This window comes from Actinomadura luteofluorescens (assembly GCF_013409365.1).
Lineage (GTDB): Bacteria > Actinomycetota > Actinomycetes > Streptosporangiales > Streptosporangiaceae > Spirillospora > Spirillospora luteofluorescens.
Genome location: NZ_JACCBA010000001.1, coordinates 1,312,859 through 1,330,285 on the forward strand (window position 1 = coordinate 1,312,859; position 17,427 = coordinate 1,330,285).

A 17,427-nucleotide genomic window follows, 5' to 3' on the forward strand; every position below is an offset into this window, starting at 1 on the left:
AGCGGGCCGCTAGGCGGGGCCGCTCTCCGGAGCGCAGACCCGCGCGCAGCCGTCCGCCTCGGAGGCCCGCGTCCCGTCCGCCGGGCGTGACGCGGGGTCTCCGGGGCCGGCCGGCACGAGCAGCCGGCGCGGTCCCGGCCCCTCGTCCCCGAGCCGGTCGTAGGGGTTGGCGAGCGCGCACCTGCTGATCGACAGGCAGCCGCAGCCGATGCAGTCGGTGAGGTCGTCGCGCAGCCGTTCGAGCTGCCGGATGCGCGCGTCGAGCTCGCCGCGCCACCGCTCGGAGAGGCGCGCCCAGTCGGCCACCGTGGGCGTGCGCTCCTCGGGGAGGGTGGCGAGCGCGTCGCGGATGTCGCCGAGCGGGATCCCGACGCGCTGCGAGACCTTGATGAACGAGACCCGGCGGAGCGTGTCCCGGCTGAACCGCCGCTGGTTGCCCGCCGTGCGCCGGCTGCTGATCAGTCCCTTGGACTCGTAGAAGTGCAGCGCCGAGACGGCCACGCCGCTCCGCTCGGCGAGCTGCCCGACGGTCAGTTCGTGCACCCGGTGCTCCAGCCGCGTCATGCACCGGATCCTATGCGTTCCTCAACCGCGCTTGAGGTCGGGCCGGGCGGCCGGGCCCCGGTCAGTAGTGGGGGCCGGGCCGGTAGTGGGCGGCGGGGCTCGTCCCGCCGGGACGCTCGGCCGCGTGGCCGAGCCGGCGCAGCCGGAACGCCGCGCCGATCATGGCGGCGCCGGCCAGGACGGCCAGCAGGCCGATCAGCCAGACGATGGCGATCGCGCCGGAGACGGGCCACGCGAACAGCATGATCCCGAAGATCAGCGAGACGGCGCCGGTGAGTACGTACGCCCACTCGCCCTTGAGCTCCTTGCGCATCGCGAGCGCGACCCCGATCTCCAGCACGCCGGTGGCGACCGCCCAGGCGGCGATCAGCATCAGCAGGACGAACGCGGTGATGCCGGGCCACACCAGCGCCGCGATGCCGAGCGCGATCCCTGCGGCCCCCGACAGGGCGAGCAGGCCGCGCGGGCCGCCGGAGGTGCCGCGGATCGCCTGCGCGACCGCGAACACACCGTCCACCAAGGCGTAGGCGCCGAACAGCACCACCAGCGCCCAGACGGTGATGCCCGGCCACACCCAGGCGACGATGCCGAAAATGACCGCGAACGTGCCGCGCAGCGCGAGCACCCACCAGTGGCGGGTCATCAGGTCGAACATGCCGGCCTCCCGGGGACGGGGAACTCCTCCAGTGTTGACCGCCGCCGCCTGCGGGGAACGCAAAGGCCGGTCGCGAACTTCGCAAAGTTCGCGACCGGCCCACGGGTCCGGCCGGTGGCCGGCTCCGCCCGCGCGTCAGTGCTCCAGGCGGCGCACCAGGTCGTGGTACTCGTCCCACAGCGCCTTCGGCGTGTGGTCACCGAACCGCTCGAAGAACTCCGGCACGAGGGCGGCCTCCTGCTTCCACACCTCGGTGTCGACCGACAGCAGGGTCCCCAGGTCGGCGTCGTCGATGTCGAGGCCCTCGGTGTCGAGCGCCTCCCGGGTCGGCAGGTGCCCGATCGGGGACTTGACCGCGTCGGCCTTGCCGTTGAGGCGCTCGACGATCCACTTCAGGACGCGGCTGTTCTCGCCGAAGCCGGGCCAGATGAACCTGCCGTCGGCGTTCTTGCGGAACCAGTTGACGTAGTAGATCCGCGGGAGCTTCTCCGGGTCGGTGGCCTTGCCGATCTCCAGCCAGTGGCCGAAGTAGTCGCCCATGTTGTAGCCGCAGAACGGCAGCATGGCGAACGGGTCGCGGCGCAGCTCGCCGACGGCGCCCTCGGCGGCGGCGGTCTTCTCGGACGCGACGTTGGCGCCGAGGAACACGCCCTGCTGCCAGTCGAACGACTCGGTGACGAGCGGGACGGCGGAGGCGCGGCGGCCGCCGAACAGGATCGCCGAGATCGGGACGCCCTTCGGGTCCTCCCACTCGTCGGCGATGATCGGGCACTGCCCGGCCGGGGTGGTGAAGCGGGCGTTCGGGTGGGCCGCCGGGCTCGTGGAGTCCGGCGTCCAGTCGTTGCCCTTCCAGTCGGTCAGGTGCGCGGGCGGCTCGTCGGTGAGTCCCTCCCACCACACGTCGCCGTCGTCGGTGAGGGCCACGTTCGTGAAGATGCTGTTGCCCCACAGCGTCCTGACCGCGTTGGCGTTGGTGCTCTCGCCGGTGCCGGGCGCGACGCCGAAGAATCCGGCCTCGGGGTTGATGGCGTACAGGCGGCCGTCGTCGCCGAAGCGCATCCAGGCGATGTCGTCGCCGATCGTCTCGACCTTCCACCCGGGGATGGTCGGCTCCAGCATGGCGAGGTTGGTCTTCCCGCACGCCGAGGGGAACGCGGCGGCGACGTAGCGGGTCTCACCGGTGGGCGGCGTCAGCTTCAGCACGAGCATGTGCTCGGCCATCCAGCCCTCGTCGCGGGCCATCGTCGAGGCGATGCGCAGCGCGTAGCACTTCTTGCCGAGCAGCGCGTTGCCGCCGTACCCGGACCCGTAGGACCAGATCTCCCGGGTCTCGGGGAAGTGGGTGATGTACTTGGTCGAGTTGCACGGCCACCTGACGTCCTCCTGGCCCGGCTCCAGGGGGGCGCCGACGGAGTGGACGGCCCTGACGAACGACCCGCGCTCCTCGATGAGGCGCAACGCGCCCTCGCCCATCCGCGTCATGATCCGCATGGACACGGCGACGTAGGCGGAGTCGGTGATCTCAACGCCCAGCTGCGAGATGGTGCCGCCGAGGGGGCCCATGCAGAACGGCACCACGTACATGGTGCGGCCCTTCATGCAGCCCGCGAAGAGGCCGCCCAGGGTCTCCCGCATCTCCCCGGGCGCGACCCAGTTGTTGGTGGGGCCGGCGTCCTCCTGCTTCTCGGAGCAGATGAACGTCCGGTCCTCGACGCGGGCGACGTCGGTGGGATCGGAGGCCGCGTGGAAGCTGTTGGGCCGTTTGGCCGGGTCCAGCCGCGTCAGGGTGCCCTGCTCGACGAGGAGGCCGGTGAGCCGCTCCCACTCCTCCTGCGAGCCGTCACACCACTCGACCCGGTCGGGCCCGGTCAGCTCGGCGATCCCGCGCACCCACTCAATCAGTTCGGTGTGGCCGGTAGGGGCCTGGTCGAGGCCGGGGACCTGGTTGGACACGGGCGTTCTCCTTCAGCTGTTCGCAGGATGTTTGCATGATGAACAAGACCCGTCGTTTTTGCCATTTGGTCTGGACCAATCCCGTCCGCTTTTGGGGCATGATGCCCGGTTCTGTGAGGGATATCACTGGATGGGGGAACCGACCGCCCACCCGCACCCGCCGGACGGCGCGAGAGCGCTCAAGCTGGGTAAACGTGGGTCTCAGTGGCCTTCACGGCCGCCCAGACGGGGCTGCCCTCCGACAATTGGAGCTCCGCGACCGCCGCCTGAGTGACGTCCGCTACGGCGTCGAAAGGCGGCCCCGACAGCCGGACCCGGACACGGTCCCCCTGCCGTTCGATCGCGCCGACGCGCGTGCGCCAGAGGTTGCGCGGGCTGCCGTCGGGACGCGTCCGGTACAGCGCCACCGAGGATGGCGCGAAGGCGAGGAACACCTCACCTTCGAGTGAGTCAACAGTGTCAAGGGTTGCAGCACCGTCCCCCAGGGCCACCGTGCCCGCCTCGGCCCTGCCCCGGTACAGGTTCAACCCGACCAGGCGCGCGACGTAGTCGGTCCGCGGGCGGCGCGCGACGTCGGCCGGGGTCCCCTGCTGGACGAGCCGGCCGCCCTCGACGACGACGAGGCGGTCGGCGAGCACCATGGCGTCCAGCGGGTCGTGCGTGACGAGCACGGCGGCGCCCTCGAACCCGGCGAGGTGGCGGCGCAGCGCGGCCCTGATCTCCATCCGGGTGTGCGCGTCCAGCGCCGCGAGCGGCTCGTCCAGCAGCAGCAGGCCCGGATCGACGGCCAGCGCGCGGGCCAGGGCCACCCGCTGCGCCTGCCCGCCCGACAGGGCCCGCGGGCGCGCGGACGCGTGCTCGGCGAGCCCCACCCGCTCCAGCCAGCCCGCGGCGATCCGCCGGGCGGCACGGCGCCCGGCGCCCCGGCAGCGCGGCCCGAACGCGACGTTGTCGAGCGCCGTGAGGTGCGGGAACAGCAGGTAGTCCTGGAACACCATGCCGATGCCGCGGCGGTCGGGCGGCAGCGCGCGCAGGTCGGCGCCGTCCACCCGCAGGTGCCCGCCCGCCATCGGCACGAGCCCGGCCAGGGCGCGCAGCGCGGTGCTCTTGCCCGCCCCGTTCGGGCCGAGCAGCGCCACGACCTCGCCCGGCCCGGCGGTGAGCGCGAGATCGAGGTCGAACGCGGCGCGGCGGACGACGAGCCGCGCGTCCAGCCCCCGGGGTCCGCTCATCGCGCGCCGCCCACCCAGCGGTCCCGGAGCACGGCGAGGACGGCGACCGAGACGGCGAGCAGGACGAGGCTGAGCACGATCGCCGCCTGCGGGTCGGTCTCCAGCGCCAGGTACACCGCGAGCGGCATCGTCTGCGTCCGGCCGGGGAAGTTGCCCGCGAAGGTGATCGTCGCCCCGAACTCGCCGAGCGCCCGCGCCCAGCACAGGATCGACCCGGCCGCGACGCCCGGCGCGACCAGCGGCAGCGTGACCCGCCGGAAGATCGTCCAGCGGCCGGCGCCGAGGGTGGCGGCGGCCTCCTCGTAGCGCAGGTCGGCGGCGCGCAGCGCGCCCTCCACGCTGATCACCAGGAACGGCATCGCGACGAACGCCTCGGCGAGCACGACGCCGGCGGTGGTGAACGGGAACGTGAGGCCGAAGGCGCGGTCCAGCCAGCCGCCGACCAGCCCGCGCCGTCCGAGCACCAGCAGCAGGGCGACGCCGCCGACCACCGGCGGCAGCACCAGCGGAACGGTCACCAGGGCCCGGACGAGCCGGGCGGCGGGGAACCGGACCCGGGCGAGCGTCCAGGCGAGGGGGACGCCGAGCAGCAGGCACAGGCCGGTGGCGAGGGTGGCGGTGAGCAGCGAGAGCCGGAGCGCCTCCAGGACCTGCGCCTGCAGGAGGCGGGTGCCGAGCGTCGACCACGGCGCCCTGACGAGCAGGCCGAGCAGCGGCAGCACCAGGAAGGCGAGCCCGAGCAGCGCGGGCGCGAGCAGCACCCACGGCGGCCGGCCCGGCAGCCGGTCCGCCTCCCGCGCCTCCCGGGACGCCCTCCGCGGTCGCGTCACGGCCCCTCGAAGCCCGCCCGGCTCAGCACCGCCCTGCCCTGCTCACCGACCACCAGGCGGATGAACTCCCCGGCGAGCGCGCCCTGCGGCGCCTTGGCGACCTCGACGATCGGGTAGTCGTTGATCGCCTTCGCGGCCTCCGGGAACTCGATGCCCGTGACCTCGCCGCCGGCCGCCTTCACGTCGGTGCGGTAGACGAGCCCCGCGTCGGCCTCCCCCAGGCCCACCTTCGTCAGGACGGCCTTGACGTCCTTCTCCCGCGACACCGGCTCGACCTCGACCCCGGCGACGGCCAGAGCGGTCTCGGCCGCGGCGCCGCACGGCACCTGCACCGCGCACAGCACGACCTTCAAACCCCGCCGGCCCAGGTCGCCCACCTTCGCGACCTTGCCCGGGTCCCCCTTCGGGACGGCGATGACCAGGCGGTTGCGGGTGAAGGTCTGCGGCCGCCCCGACGCGTCCCCGGCGTCGGTCACCGTCTTCATCGTGGCGGGGCTCGCGGCCGCGAACACGTCCGCCGGGGCGCCCTGCGTGATCTGCTGCGCCAGCGTCGAACTGCCGCCGAACTGGAACCTGACCTTCACGCCGGGATGCGCGCCCTCGAACGTCCTGCCGAGCTCGGTGAAGGCCTCGGTGAGCGAGGCCGCCGCGAACACCGTGAGGGTCTTGCCGCCGCCCGGCTCTCCCGAACCGGAGGAGTCGCCGGCGTCGCCGCAGCCCGCCAGGACGGCGAGCGACAGCGCCGCCACCGCCGCGGTTCGCTTGAACACGTTGCCTCCTCAGCCCTGGTCCGGCACTTCGACGACGACGTTCGTGGACTTGACGACGGCATCGGCGACCACGCCCGGCTCCAGGCCGAGGTCGTCGGCCGCCTCGCGGCTCATCAGCGACACGACGCGGAACGGCCCCGCCTGGATCTCGACCTGCGCCATCACCCCGTCCCGGAGGACCTCGGTGACGATCCCCCGCATCCGGTTGCGCGCCGAGGAGAAGCGTTCGGCCTGGTCGGACGAGCCGTTGCCGCGCGCCTGGTCCCGCACGAAGGCGGCCAGCTCCGCGCCCGGCACCCGCCGGTGGCCGTGCTCGTCCCGGGACGCCGGGAGCCTGCCGCCGTCCACCCACCGGCGGACGGTGTCGGCGCTGACGCCGAGAAGGGCGGCGGCCTCGCTGATCCTGAACGTCGTCACCCGGCAAAGCCTAGACAACCGCATATGCAAGGGGAAGAGCGACATCATCCTTGATACAGCGATATCCACCGCACCGATGCCCTCGCAACCGCGGAAGGGGAAGGCTCCCTTCCCCGTCGATCGCCGCGGATGTCACCATCTACTTACATCCCCCGACGCGAGGAGGACCCGTGACGGCGCAAGGCCCCGCGACCCTGGTGATAGAACGGCACGGGACGGCGAGCCTGCGCTCCCGCGCGGTCTCGGCGGGCGTCCGGCGGCTGGTCCGGCCCGGCCTCGCCCGGCTCGCGGGCCGGCCGTTCGACGACCGGGCGCTGCGCCGCGCCGCCCTCCTCGACCGGCTGGCGGCACGGGCCGGGACGCCGCGGCGCATCAGCGTGGAGAAGGTCCGCTTCGACGGCTTCGGCGCCGAGTGGGTGTCGGCGCCGGGCGCCGCCCCACCCCGCGACCGGGCGATCCTCTACCTGCACGGCGGCGGCTGGATCTCCTGCGGCCTCAACACGCACCGCCGGATGATCGCCTCGTTCGCCGCCGCGTCCGGCGCCACCGCGCTGTCGGTGGACTACCGGATGATCCCGGCGGTCCCGTTCGAGCGGGAGGTCGAGGACTGCGTCACCGCCTACCGGTGGCTGCTGGAGGAGCGGGGGATCGACCCCGGACGCGTCGTGATCATGGGGGACTCGGCGGGCGGGCACCTCACGTTCGCCACGGCGCTGCGCGCCCGCGAGGAGGGGCTGCCCATGCCGGCGGCGCTCGCGGCCCTGTCCCCCATGCTCGACATGGACCTGACGAGCAAGCTCGCGCACGCCAACATGGGCCTCGACCCCTCCGGCCCCGGCGCGCTGCTGGAACGCCTCGTCGAGGGGTTCCTCGGCCACCTCGACCTCGCCGACCCCGCGATCTCACCCGTCCGCGCCGACCTCGCGGGGCTGCCGCCCGTGCTGCTCACCGCCGGATCCACCGAACTGCTCTACTGCGACTCCGAGCTGATGGCGCGGCGGCTCGCCGAGGCCGGGGTGCCGGTCACGCTCCAGGTATGGGACCGCCAGTTGCACGTGTTCCAGATGTTCGGGCCGTACCTGCCCGAGTCGCGCGCGGCGGTCGCCGCGCTCGGCGCGTTCGTCCGCGACGCCCTGGACCGCTGAGTCAGCGCGTCTCCAGCAGCACCTCCGCGATCATCCCGAGGTTGGCGGCGTCCACGAGCCCCTCCCGCCTGATCCGCCCGAACGGGGCCACCACGACGTAGGTGCGCTCGCCGGCCGCCGCCACACCGTGCGGGCCCGACCCCCGGATCCGCTCGAGCTCTGCGGCAGTGACCTCGGCGGAGAACAGGTGCGCGCGGTGCGCCGACAGTGTCGCGTTCACCTGGCGGGAGCGGTGCCCGCGCAGCCGGGCGGGCTCCAGCACCAGCCCGGTCTCCTCGGCGACCTCCGCGAGCGCCACCTCGGCCGGGCCGCCCGGCCCGGAGCCTCCCGGCAGCTCGTGGACGTCCCCGTCCGCCCCTGCGCTCCGGAACTCCCGGACGAGCACGACCTGCGTCGCGTCCAGCGTCGCGCCGGGCCGGTACAGCACGACGGCCGAGATGTCCGGCCGCCCGATGACGATCTCGTTGTCCTTGACCCGGTCCTCCGCGGTCACGCGGACCCGGACGTGCAACCCCCAGCACACCCCGAAGCGGAACACCACCCGCGCCCCGAGCAGCACGTTGCCCGCGTCCCGCTGCCCCGCGTACCAGCGCTGGAACGCCGCGTCCCGCCACAGCAGCAGCGGGACCTCGCGCTCCCCGGAGGCCCGGGACGCGCCGGCGCCGATCCGGCGCAGCGCCGCCGCGACCGTCTCCGGCAGGCCGGCGGCCGTCGGCACCGCGGACTTGTCCGCGTAGTGCAGCAGGTAGCCGTTCTTCGGCGCCTCCGGAGGCGCGCCGAACACCACCCGGCCGCTGTCGTGCCACATCCCCCACTCCACGTTCGTGGTGAAGGCGGGCATGGTCGCGAGGTCGCGCGGGACCCAGAAGACGACCTCGTCGGCCAGATGCAGGCAGCGCTCCTCCCATTCGACCTGGCCGTCGTAGTCGTCGTAGCGGTCCTCCCGGTGCTCGGGATCGAACACCACGAGCCGCCCGCCGCCGCGCCAGCGGGCCCGCAGTTCGGCGTGGGCGTCCGGCCGCCACGAGGCGACCCCGGGCGTCCGGGGCGTCGGGCCGGCCAGGAACACGGCCGCGTCCCAGCGGTCCGGAGGCTCCTCCCTCGCGTGGACGAGGATCACGCCGTCGTCCATGCGGCGGCTCCCTTCTGGTCGTGTGGACCGCCTACTAACGGGTAAACGCTGCTGATAACAGAATCACACTCCCGGTCAGGAGGAATCGATCATGGCTGGGACCATGCGAGTTCCGCGCACCCGAGGCGTCCTCAGCGGAATCCTGTTGATCCTTCTGGGGCTCTGGGGCGCGCTGCTGCCCCTCGTCGGCCCCTACTTCCACTTCGGATTCGCGCCGGACGACACCTGGGTCTACACCACCGACCGCCTGCAGCTCAGCATCGCCCCCGGTGCCGCCGCCGCCCTGGGCGGCCTGATCCTGCTGTTCAGCGCCAACCGCGTCGTCGGGATGTTCGGCGGCTGGCTGGCCGCGCTCGCCGGCGCCTGGTTCGCCGTCGGGCCGATCCTCGCCACGCTGTGGAACGTGCAGGGCGTCGGCGCGCCGCTCGGCGCGGGCGACGGCCGGCACGTCGCCGAGCAGCTCGCCGGCTTCACCGGCCTCGGCGTCGTGATCGTCTTCCTCGCCGCGCTGGCGCTCGGCAGGTTCGCGGTGGTCGGCGTCCGCGAACAGCGGCTGAACGAGCCCGAACCCCCCGGGTCGAACACCACGCAACCCCTCGTCTACGGGCGCTACGCGCGGGAGAACCAGCGCGGCCAGGACCCGCCGCCGACCGGCGACCAGCACGTCGCGGGCGACACCCGCTGGGAACGCTAGCGGTCCCGGCGCCGCATGTCGCGGACCGACTTGGTGGTCTCGTAGCTGCCGCGCTCGTCGTCGAGGCGCACGTCGTCGCGGTCGGTGAACATGGCGACGAAGGCGACCAGCAGCCCGACACCGCCGATCCAGGGCTCCCGCCATGCGAAACTGAGCGCCACGCAGGCGACGGCGACGGCGATGAGCAGCAAGAGCTTCACGTCACACCCCTCGACCGCGTCCCGGCGCCGGGGGACCCGGCCGCCCGGACGTCGCGAACGCGTCCGTCGCGAGATCAGCGAGTAATGGAAGACTTACTCGTCTCGCAGATGCATCCTGCCACGGAGGCGGCCCGCCGGGGAAGATCTCCGGCGGGCCGCCGCGTGACATTTCCGCTACTTCTTGCCCTTGCCGCGCTTCTCGCGGATCTTCATCGTGATGTCGAGGGGCGTCCCGTCGAACCCGAACTCCTCCCGCAGCCGCCGCTCGATGAACCGTCGGTAGCCCTCCTCGAGGAAGCCCGACGTGAACAGCACGAACCGCGGCGGCCGCACCCCCGCCTGGGTCGCGAACAGCACGCGCGGCTGCTTGCCGCCCCGCACCGGGTGCGGATGCGAGTTCACCAGGTCGGCGAAGAACTGGTTCAGCTTGGACGTCGGGACGCGGGTGCCCCAGCCCTCCAGCGCCGTCTCGATGGCCGGCACCAGCTTCTCCATGTGCCGGCCCGTACGGGCGGAGATGTTCGCCCGCGGCGCCCACCGCGCGGTGTGCAGCTGCCGGTCGATCTCGCGTTCGAGGTAGTGGCGGCGCTCCTCGTCCAGCAGGTCCCACTTGTTGTAGGCGATGACCAGCGACCGGCCCGACTCGATCACCATGGAGATGATCCGCAGGTCCTGCTCGGCGAGCGGCTGGTCGGCGTCCACCAGCACGACCGCGACCTCGGCGCGCTCCAGCGCCGACCGCGTGCGCAGCGTCGCGTAGAAGTCGGCCCCCTGGTTCTCGCGGTGCCGGCGCCGGATGCCGGCGGTGTCGATGAACCGCCACGTCTTGCCGCCCAGCTCGATCAGCTCGTCGACCGGGTCGCGGGTGGTGCCCGCCACCGAGTCGACGACGGCGCGGGTCTCCCCCGCCAGCTTGTTCAGCAGGCTCGACTTGCCGACGTTCGGCCGCCCCAGCAGCGCGACCCGGCGCGGCCCGCCCGACTCGCCGAACGTCTCCGCCGGAGGCTCCTCGGGCAGCGCGTCGAGCACCGCGTCGAGCAGATCGCCGCTGCCGCGCCCGTGCAGGGCGCTGACCGGGTGCGGCTCGCCGATGCCGAGCGACCACAGCAGCGCCGCGTCGGACTCGGCGCTCACGCCGTCGACCTTGTTGGCGACCAGCACCACCGGCTTGCCGGACCGGCGCAGGATCTCCACCACGGCCTCGTCCACGTCCGTGGCGCCCACGGTCGCGTCCACCACGAACATCACCACGTCGGCCAGGTCGACCGCCAGCCGGGCCTGCTCGGCGATCGCCGCGGCCAGGCCGGAGGAGTCCGGCAGCCAGCCGCCGGTGTCGACGACGGTGAACCGGCGCCCGCTCCACGACGCGTCATAGGCGACCCGGTCGCGGGTCACGCCCGGGACGTCCTCCACGACGGCCTCGCGGCGGCCGAGGATCCGGTTGACCAGGGTGGACTTGCCGACGTTCGGCCGCCCCACCACGGCCACGACCGGCGCCGGGCCCGCGTCCTGGTCGACGTCCTCGACGACGTCCACCGTTTCGATCTCGAAATCGCTCACTGTCACATTCCCCGGCGGGGACCGTCAGGCCGCCCGCTCACTCATGCTCTTTGGCGAGGCGGACGACCGCCTCGATGACCTCGTCCAGGCTCAGCCCGGTCGAGTCGATCTCGTGCGCCCCGGCCGCCTTGGCCAGCGGCGACGCCGTGCGCGTCGAGTCCAGCCGGTCCCGGCGCTCCTGCTCGGCCCGCGTGACCGTCACCGAGGCGCCCGGGTCGGCGGCCAGGTCCTTCGCGCGGCGCGCCGCGCGGACCTCGGCGCTCGCCGTGAGGAACACCTTGACCGGCGCCTCCGGCGCGACGGCCGTCCCGATGTCGCGCCCCTCCACCACGATCCCGCCCGCCCCGATGATCTCGCGCTGGAGCTCCACGAGCCGGGCGCGCACCGCCGGGACGGAGCTGACGGCGCTGACCGCGTTCGTCACCGCGCGGGTGCGGATCGGGCCGGACACGTCCGTCCCGTCCACGGTGATCGTCGGCGCCGCCGGGTCGGTGCCGGACTCGATCACGGGGTCCTGCGCGCGGGCCGCGACGGCGGCGCCGTCCTCGACCGGAACGCCGTTCTCCAGCATCCACCACGTCATGGCGCGGTACATGGCGCCCGTGTCGAGGTAGCGCAGCCCGAGCGTCCGGGCGACGCCCTTGGACGCGCTGGACTTCCCCGACCCGGACGGACCGTCCATGGCGATGACGAGCGGCACGATCGCTCCCTCTCTGTTCGTCGTGAAGCGGGCGGCGCTCGTCGCCGCGCCGGTGCGCAGAAGTCCCCCGGAACACGTCTTCGGCGCCCCAGATTACCGGCCGCGCGGTACCACTGCGGCCTAGCCGGGCACCGACCAGCCGCGGGCGCGCAGCTCCTCCGCCAGCCGCTCGGCCGCCTCCGGGACGACCGACAGCTCCAGCACGCCGAGCGGGCGGCCCGGGGAGTGCTCGATGGTCACGTCCTCGATGTTCACCCGCGCGATCCCCGCCGCCTGGAAGATCATCGCCAGCTCGCCCGGCCGGTCGGGGATGACCACCTGGACCGTCGCGTAGGCGGGCTGGTCGCCGCCGTGCTTGCCGGGGATGCGGGACCGGCCCGCGTTCCCGCGCAGCAGCAGGTCGGCGACGTGCGTGGCGGCCTCCTCGCTGCCGTCGCGCAGCAGCGACGCCGCCACCGCGAGATCGGTGGCGACCGCCTCCAGCACGTCGGCGACGGGCGCGGAGTTGGCCGACAGGATCCCGATCCACAGCCGCGGGTCGCTCGCCGCGATCCGGGTGACGTCCCGCACGCCCTGCCCGGACAGGCCGAGCGCCACGTCGTCGGCGCCGGTCAGGCGGGCCGCGACCGCGGCCGACACCACGTGCGGGGCATGGGAGACCAGCGCGACGGCCCGGTCGTGCTCGGCGGCGTCCACCTGCACCGGCATCGCGCCGCACGCCTTCGCCAGGCCCGTCACGACCTCGACCGTCTCCGGCGTCGCCTCCGGCGTCGCGCACAGCGCCCACGGGCGGCCGAGGAACAGGTCGTGCCGCGCCGCGCTCGGCCCGGACCGCTCGCTCCCGGCGAGGGGGTGGCCCGCCACGAACGTCGTCAGGTCGCAGCCCAGCTCGGCCGCCTGCGCCAGCGGCAGCGCCTTCACGCTCGCCACGTCGGTGTAGGCGGTCGCCAGGCCGCGCTTCTGCGCGTCCAGCAGCGTCACCGCCACCGCCGCCGGGGGCACCGCCAGGACCGCCAGGTCGGCGGGCTCGGGCCGCGCCCCGTCCGGCATCGCCTCGCCCGCGCCGAGCTCCACGGCCAGCGCCAGGGCCGCCGAGTCCCGGTCGGCCAGCAGCACCTCGGCGCCGCGCTCCCGCATCGCCAGGGCGATCGACGTCCCGATCAGGCCCGTCCCGACCACGACGATCCGCCGCGGCACCACGTCCTCGCTCACGTCCGAAACCCTACTGTGCGATGTCGAGGCGGAGCGCCGTCGCGCCGCGCAGGTAGACGTGCTGGACGTCGGAGCGGGGACGGTCCGTCGCGATGTGCGCCATCAGCCGGATGACCCGCGGCAGCGCGCCGGGGACGCCGATCTCGGTGGCGCACAGCAGCGGCACCTCGTGGAACCCGAGCTTGCGGGCGGCGAGCGCCGGGAACTCGGCCGTCAGGTCCGGCGTCACCGTGAAGATGACGCTGATGACGTCGTCGGTGGTCAGCTCGTTGCGGGCCATCACCTCGGCGACGAGCTCGGTCGTCGCCTCCAGGATCTGCTCCCGTTCGTCGGCGTCCGTCTGCGTCGCGCCACGGACCGCGCGTACCGCCACAGTCGTACCTCCTCGTGGTGTCCGGTGTCCTCGTGGTGTCGGGTGCCTCTACAGTCCGACGGCCTTGTACAGCTCGCCGACCTCGTGGACGCTGAGCGCCCGCATGCCGCCCGGCTTCAGCTGGCCCAGCTTGATCGGCCCGAACTCGACGCGGGCGAGCTGCTGGACGGGGAAGCCGACCTCCTTCAGCAGCCGCCGGACGATGTGCTTGCGCCCCTCGTGCAGAGTGATCTCGACCAGCACGCGCCGTCCGACCTGGTCGAAGATGCGGAACTTGTCGGCCTTCGCGGGACCGTCGTCCAGGGTGACCCCTGCCCTGAGCCGCTTGCCGAGGTCGCGCGGGATCGGGCCGTGGATCTCCGCCAGGTAGGTCTTGAACACCCCGTAGGACGGGTGGGTCAGCCGGTGCGACAGCTCGCCGTCGTTGGTGAGCAGGATCAGGCCCTCGGTGTCGGTGTCCAGCCGCCCGACGTGGAACAGCCGCTCGGGCACCTCCACGTAGTCGGCCAGGGACTTGCGGCCCCGCTCGTCCGCCATCGTCGACACCACGCCGCGCGGCTTGTTGATGGCGTAGTAGCGCATCTCGGACCGGGTCTCGACCCGCTTGCCGTCCACGTGGATGACGGCGCTGCGCGGGTCGACGCGCTCACCGAAACGGAACACCTTGTGCCCGTTGACGGTGACGCGGCCCTCGCCGATCAGCTCCTCGCAGTGGCGGCGGCTGCCGATCCCGGCCTCGGCCAGGACCTTCTGCAGGCGTACGCCCTCGTTCTCGCTCACGCGTCCTCAACTATGTCGTCTGGAAGGTCATCGGGAAGGTAGGGGGCCAGCTCGGGCAGCTCGTCGAGGTCGCGCAGCCCCAGGCGCTCCAGGAAGTACCCGGTGGTCCGGTACAGGTGGGCCTGCGACTCCGGGTCCTGCCCGGCGTCCTCGATCAGGCCGCGCAGCGTCAGCGTCCGCATGACGCCGTCGCTGTTGACGCCGCGGATCGCCGACACGCGGGCCCGGCTCACCGGCTGCCGGTAGGCGACGACGGCGAGCGTCTCCAGCGCGGCCTGGGTCAGCCGCGCCTGCTGCCCGTCGGTGACGAACCGCTCCACCACCGGGGCGCACACGTCCCGGGTGTAGAACCGCCAGCCGCCGGCGACCTCCCTGAGATCGAACCCCCGGCCCTGCTCGGTGTATTCCGCGGCCAGCTCCCGCAGCGTCCCGGCGACCTCGCCGCGGGGCCGCTCCAGCAGCTGCGCCAGCGTCATCTCGGTGACCGGCTCGTCCACCACGAGCAGGATCGCCTCGATCGAGGCGCGCAGTCCCGGAAGCTCCGGCACGTCCGCGCCGGGTTCCTCACTCATCGTCTCCCTCGTCCTTCCGGGTCTTCGGGTCGGGTCCGGCGGCGTCCTGCGCGGGGTCCTTCTTCGGGGCGCCCTCGTAGTCGTCGCCGACCTCCACGTCGCCGTCGTCGGCGCCGGTCCAGGTGATGTGGAGCTCGCCGAGGGGCTCGTGCTGCTCGAACGTGACGGCCTGCTCCCGGTACAGCTCCAGCAGCGCCAGGAACCGGGCGACCACCTCGTAGGTGCCCTCCGCGTCGGCCGCCAGGACGCGGAAGGTGGTCTGGCGGAGCCGGCGGAGCAGCTCCACGACGATCGCGGCCTGCTCCTTGACGCTGGCCTTCGGCTGGTACATGTGCTCGACCGAGACCGACGGCGGCGCCTTCGGCGTGAGGGCCTTGGCGGCCAGCCGCGCGAACTCCTGCGGGCCGAGGCCGAGCAGCACCTCCGGCAGCAGGCCCGCGAACTTCGGCTCCATCGGGACCAGCCGCGGGAACCGGCGGCTCGCGTCGGCGACGCGAGCGGCGATCACCCGCGCGACCTCCTTGTACGCCCGGTACTGCAGCAGCCGCGCGAACAGCAGGTCGCGGGCCTCCAGCAGCGCCAGGTCCTCCTCGTCGTCGACCTCGCCGGACGGCAGCAGCCGGGCGGCCTTGAGGTCCAGCAGGGTCGCGGCGACCAGCAGGAAGTGGCTGGCCTGGTCGAGGTCCCACTCCGCGCCGTGCGAGCGGATGTGGGCGATGAAGTCGTCGGTGACCTTGTGCAGCGACACCTCGGTGATGTCGAGCTTGTGCTTGGAGATCAGCCCGAGCAGCAGGTCGAAGGGGCCCTCGAAGTTGTCCAGGCGGACGCGGAACCCCTGCTCCTCCTCGGTCTCCCGCCCCGGCTCGGGCGACGTCGCGTCCACGTCGCTCACGGTAGCGGAGAGCCGCTCGCGCGCTGTGCTCACCGGCCCCATCGTCCCATGCCCCGGCCCGCGCTCGCACCAGCCGAGATCACCGGCGGTGACGCCGCGCCGCGCCGCTACTTCCCGGTCATCCGGTGCACGAGGTCCTCGGTGTAGGCGCGGGTGAACCTGCCGGCGGGCCCGTTGATCTCCACCTGGCCGCCGGTGATGGCCTGCATCACCTGCGCGGGCTCCGACACCAGGGTCCCTCCGACGAGCATCGCCATCCTCCCGCCGGGCGCCTGGGCGGCGAAGGCGTCGGCGGCCTTGCGGGTCAGCGCGGCGAAGCCGGGCGCGTCCGCCGAGGTCAGCGTCAGCGCCACCGACCAGCCGGGACTGCCGCGCGCCGGGTCGGGCGGGACGGCCTTGACCTCCTCCAGCCGGCGCACCGTCAGGAGGTCCGCGCTCAGCGTGTAGCACTCGGAGGCGCCGGAGACGGTGACGGCGCCGCCCGCGCACGGCGGGGCGGACGCGCTCGCCAGGAGCCGGAACGTCAGCGGTACCCGCAGGTCGACCGGGCCCGACGAGGCGGCGGCCGAGTCATCGCCGTCGTCGCTGAGGACCAGATAGGCCCCGAGACCGGCGACCGCGAGCAGCACCGCGGCGGCCACGGCCACCAGCCCGATGAGCAGCGGGCCCGGCCCACGGGAGGGCGATGGCTGCGGCACGGCGCCGGGTGGCATGCCGTAAGGGGCGGGCGGGGGGTGGCCCATGGTGTGCTCCGTCGGGTCAGCGGCCGCCGGGCGGCCTCACTCGAACTCCGCCCACCTGACGAGGACCTCGCGGGCCAGGCTGCGGTAGGCGTTCGCGCCCATCGAACTGGGATCGAAGAAGGTGATCGGCTCCCCCGCGACGGTCGCGTCGGGGAACCGCACCGTACGGTTGATCACGGTGTGGAACACCTTGTCGCCGAACGCCTCGACGATGCGCCCGAGGACCTCGCGGGTGTGCAGCGTCCGCGAGTCGTACATGGTGCCGAGGACGCCGTCGATGACCAGGCCCGGGTTGATCCGGCCCTGCACCTTCTCGATCGTCTCCATCAGCAGCGCGACACCGCGCATCGCGAAGTACTCGCACTCCAGCGGGATCAGCACGCCCTCGCTGGCGGCCAACGCGTTCACGGTGAGCAGGCCGAGCGAGGGCTGGCAGTCGATGAGGATGTAGTCGTAGTGGTCGACGGCCGACTTCAGCGCGCCCTGCAGGATGTACTCGCGGCCGACCTCGTGGACGAGCTGGACCTCGGCGCCGGACAGGTCGATGTTGCTCGGCAGCAGGTCCATCCCGTCGACGCCGGTCTCGATGACGACGTCCTCCCACTCGGTGTCGCGTTCGAGCAGCAGGTTGTGGATCGTCACCTCGAGCTGGCGCGGGTCGCCCTTGCCGAGGCCCACCGACAGGGCGCCCTGCGGGTCGAAGTCGACGAGCAGGACGCGGCGGCCGTACTCGGCGAGCGCCGCGCCCAGGTTGATCGTCGTGGTGGTCTTGCCGACGCCGCCCTTCTGGTTGCAGACGGCCACGATCCGCGCGGGCCCGTGCTCGGCCAGCGGCTCCGGCTCCGGGAACACCGGGACGGGTCGCTGAGTGGGCCCGAGGGCACGGCTCGGATCGGTCTCTATGGTGGCGGAGGAGAGGACTCCATCCGCACTGTTAGTGCTGGTCACCAGATCCCTCCCCGGCGGCCTGGAAATGCCATCCAGAACGGGGACTCTAGGGCCG

Annotated in this window: 20 protein-coding genes; 2 read left to right on the forward strand and 18 right to left on the reverse strand. The window is 73.3% G+C overall.

The genetic code is table 11. The features are described 5' to 3' along the window. Positions 1-9: 9 nt before the first annotated feature. From soxR to BJY14_RS05835, 7 genes are all read right to left on the reverse strand, one after another. Positions 10-564, reverse strand: coding sequence for a redox-sensitive transcriptional activator SoxR (gene soxR, locus BJY14_RS05805; RefSeq protein ID WP_179842662.1), 555 nt, complete (start codon positions 562-564; stop codon positions 10-12). A 61-nt stretch (positions 565-625) separates the two neighbouring features. After that, the gene (locus BJY14_RS05810; RefSeq protein WP_179842663.1) at positions 626-1,219 is read right to left on the reverse strand and encodes an HdeD family acid-resistance protein; all 594 of its coding nucleotides are present in this window, start codon (positions 1,217-1,219) and stop codon (positions 626-628) included. A gap of 135 nt (positions 1,220-1,354) precedes the next feature. Continuing rightward, on the reverse strand, positions 1,355-3,172 hold the full coding sequence (locus tag BJY14_RS05815; protein WP_179842664.1) for a phosphoenolpyruvate carboxykinase (GTP): 1,818 nt from the start codon (positions 3,170-3,172) through the stop codon (positions 1,355-1,357). A 179-nt stretch (positions 3,173-3,351) separates the two neighbouring features. Further along, positions 3,352-4,404, reverse strand: coding sequence for an ABC transporter ATP-binding protein (locus BJY14_RS05820; protein ID WP_179842665.1), 1,053 nt, complete (start codon positions 4,402-4,404; stop codon positions 3,352-3,354). Further along, positions 4,401-5,234, reverse strand: coding sequence for a molybdate ABC transporter permease subunit (gene modB / locus BJY14_RS05825; RefSeq protein WP_179842666.1), 834 nt, complete (start codon positions 5,232-5,234; stop codon positions 4,401-4,403). Before modB ends, BJY14_RS05820 begins: the two co-directional genes overlap by 4 nt. Next, positions 5,231-6,004 carry a molybdate ABC transporter substrate-binding protein gene (gene modA, locus BJY14_RS05830; protein WP_179842667.1) on the reverse strand — a complete coding sequence of 258 codons (774 nt, stop codon included), beginning with the start codon at positions 6,002-6,004 and terminating at the stop codon, positions 5,231-5,233. The genes modB and modA overlap by 4 nt, the downstream gene beginning before the upstream one ends. Before the next feature lie 9 nt (positions 6,005-6,013). After that, entirely contained in the window at positions 6,014-6,421 is a 408-nt protein-coding gene (locus BJY14_RS05835; RefSeq protein WP_179842668.1) for a TOBE domain-containing protein, read from the reverse strand. A gap of 170 nt (positions 6,422-6,591) precedes the next feature. Here BJY14_RS05835 and BJY14_RS05840 point away from each other — a divergent pair, with 170 nt between their 5' ends. Then, on the forward strand, positions 6,592-7,566 hold the full coding sequence (locus BJY14_RS05840) for an alpha/beta hydrolase (protein WP_179842669.1): 975 nt from the start codon (positions 6,592-6,594) through the stop codon (positions 7,564-7,566). Between the two features lies 1 nt (position 7,567). On the opposite strand, the gene BJY14_RS05845 is transcribed toward BJY14_RS05840, so the two are convergent. After that, positions 7,568-8,698, reverse strand: a complete 1,131-nt coding sequence (locus tag BJY14_RS05845) for a nucleoside 2-deoxyribosyltransferase domain-containing protein (RefSeq protein WP_179842670.1) — start codon at positions 8,696-8,698, stop codon at positions 7,568-7,570. A gap of 91 nt (positions 8,699-8,789) precedes the next feature. On the opposite strand from BJY14_RS05845, the gene BJY14_RS05850 reads away from it, so the two are divergent. After that, positions 8,790-9,392 carry a hypothetical protein gene (locus BJY14_RS05850; protein WP_179842671.1) on the forward strand — a complete coding sequence of 201 codons (603 nt, stop codon included), beginning with the start codon at positions 8,790-8,792 and terminating at the stop codon, positions 9,390-9,392. On the opposite strand, the gene BJY14_RS05855 is transcribed toward BJY14_RS05850, so the two are convergent. From BJY14_RS05855 to BJY14_RS05900, 10 genes are all read right to left on the reverse strand, one after another. Beyond that, positions 9,389-9,592 (reverse strand): hypothetical protein, encoded by a 204-nt coding sequence (locus BJY14_RS05855; protein WP_179842672.1) that lies wholly within the window; start codon positions 9,590-9,592, stop codon positions 9,389-9,391. The genes BJY14_RS05850 and BJY14_RS05855 overlap by 4 nt on opposite strands. 174 nt (positions 9,593-9,766) lie before the next feature. Continuing rightward, a complete protein-coding gene (gene der, locus BJY14_RS05860) occupies positions 9,767-11,152 on the reverse strand; it encodes a ribosome biogenesis GTPase Der (RefSeq protein ID WP_179842673.1) in 1,386 nt (461 codons plus the stop codon). Between the two features lie 37 nt (positions 11,153-11,189). Continuing rightward, entirely contained in the window at positions 11,190-11,852 is a 663-nt protein-coding gene (gene cmk, locus BJY14_RS05865) for a (d)CMP kinase (RefSeq protein WP_258939100.1), read from the reverse strand. 120 nt (positions 11,853-11,972) lie between these two features. Then, positions 11,973-13,064: a prephenate dehydrogenase gene (locus BJY14_RS05870; protein WP_258939099.1), complete on the reverse strand. Its 1,092-nt coding sequence runs from the start codon at positions 13,062-13,064 to the stop codon at positions 11,973-11,975. 10 nt (positions 13,065-13,074) lie between these two features. Continuing rightward, entirely contained in the window at positions 13,075-13,437 is a 363-nt protein-coding gene (aroH, locus tag BJY14_RS05875) for a chorismate mutase (RefSeq protein WP_179842674.1), read from the reverse strand. A 48-nt stretch (positions 13,438-13,485) separates the two neighbouring features. Continuing rightward, positions 13,486-14,217 (reverse strand): pseudouridine synthase, encoded by a 732-nt coding sequence (locus BJY14_RS05880; RefSeq protein WP_179842675.1) that lies wholly within the window; start codon positions 14,215-14,217, stop codon positions 13,486-13,488. Then, on the reverse strand, positions 14,214-14,789 hold the full coding sequence (scpB, locus tag BJY14_RS05885) for an SMC-Scp complex subunit ScpB (protein WP_179842676.1): 576 nt from the start codon (positions 14,787-14,789) through the stop codon (positions 14,214-14,216). The genes BJY14_RS05880 and scpB overlap by 4 nt, the downstream gene beginning before the upstream one ends. Then, positions 14,782-15,672, reverse strand: coding sequence for a segregation and condensation protein A (locus tag BJY14_RS05890; protein WP_258939164.1), 891 nt, complete (start codon positions 15,670-15,672; stop codon positions 14,782-14,784). The genes scpB and BJY14_RS05890 overlap by 8 nt, the downstream gene beginning before the upstream one ends. 116 nt (positions 15,673-15,788) lie before the next feature. Beyond that, the gene (locus BJY14_RS05895) at positions 15,789-16,424 is read right to left on the reverse strand and encodes a SecDF P1 head subdomain-containing protein (protein ID WP_179842678.1); all 636 of its coding nucleotides are present in this window, start codon (positions 16,422-16,424) and stop codon (positions 15,789-15,791) included. Between the two features lie 36 nt (positions 16,425-16,460). Further along, on the reverse strand, positions 16,461-17,327 hold the full coding sequence (locus BJY14_RS05900) for a ParA family protein (protein ID WP_312879779.1): 867 nt from the start codon (positions 17,325-17,327) through the stop codon (positions 16,461-16,463). Between the last annotated feature and the right edge of the window lie 100 nt (positions 17,328-17,427).

What these genes read in the sequence shown, in the direction of transcription:
- soxR (WP_179842662.1), bottom strand. Translation starts at nt 564, where the DNA reads ATGACGCGGCTGGAGCACCGGGTGCACGAACTGACCGTCGGGCAGCTC.
- BJY14_RS05810 (WP_179842663.1), bottom strand. Translation starts at nt 1,219, where the DNA reads ATGTTCGACCTGATGACCCGCCACTGGTGGGTGCTCGCGCTGCGCGGC.
- BJY14_RS05820 (WP_179842665.1), bottom strand. Translation starts at nt 4,404, where the DNA reads ATGAGCGGACCCCGGGGGCTGGACGCGCGGCTCGTCGTCCGCCGCGCC.
- BJY14_RS05845 (WP_179842670.1), bottom strand. Translation starts at nt 8,698, where the DNA reads ATGGACGACGGCGTGATCCTCGTCCACGCGAGGGAGGAGCCTCCGGAC.
- BJY14_RS05850 (WP_179842671.1), top strand. Translation starts at nt 8,790, where the DNA reads ATGGCTGGGACCATGCGAGTTCCGCGCACCCGAGGCGTCCTCAGCGGA.
- scpB (WP_179842676.1), bottom strand. Translation starts at nt 14,789, where the DNA reads ATGAGTGAGGAACCCGGCGCGGACGTGCCGGAGCTTCCGGGACTGCGC.
- BJY14_RS05895 (WP_179842678.1), bottom strand. Translation starts at nt 16,424, where the DNA reads ATGGGCCACCCCCCGCCCGCCCCTTACGGCATGCCACCCGGCGCCGTG.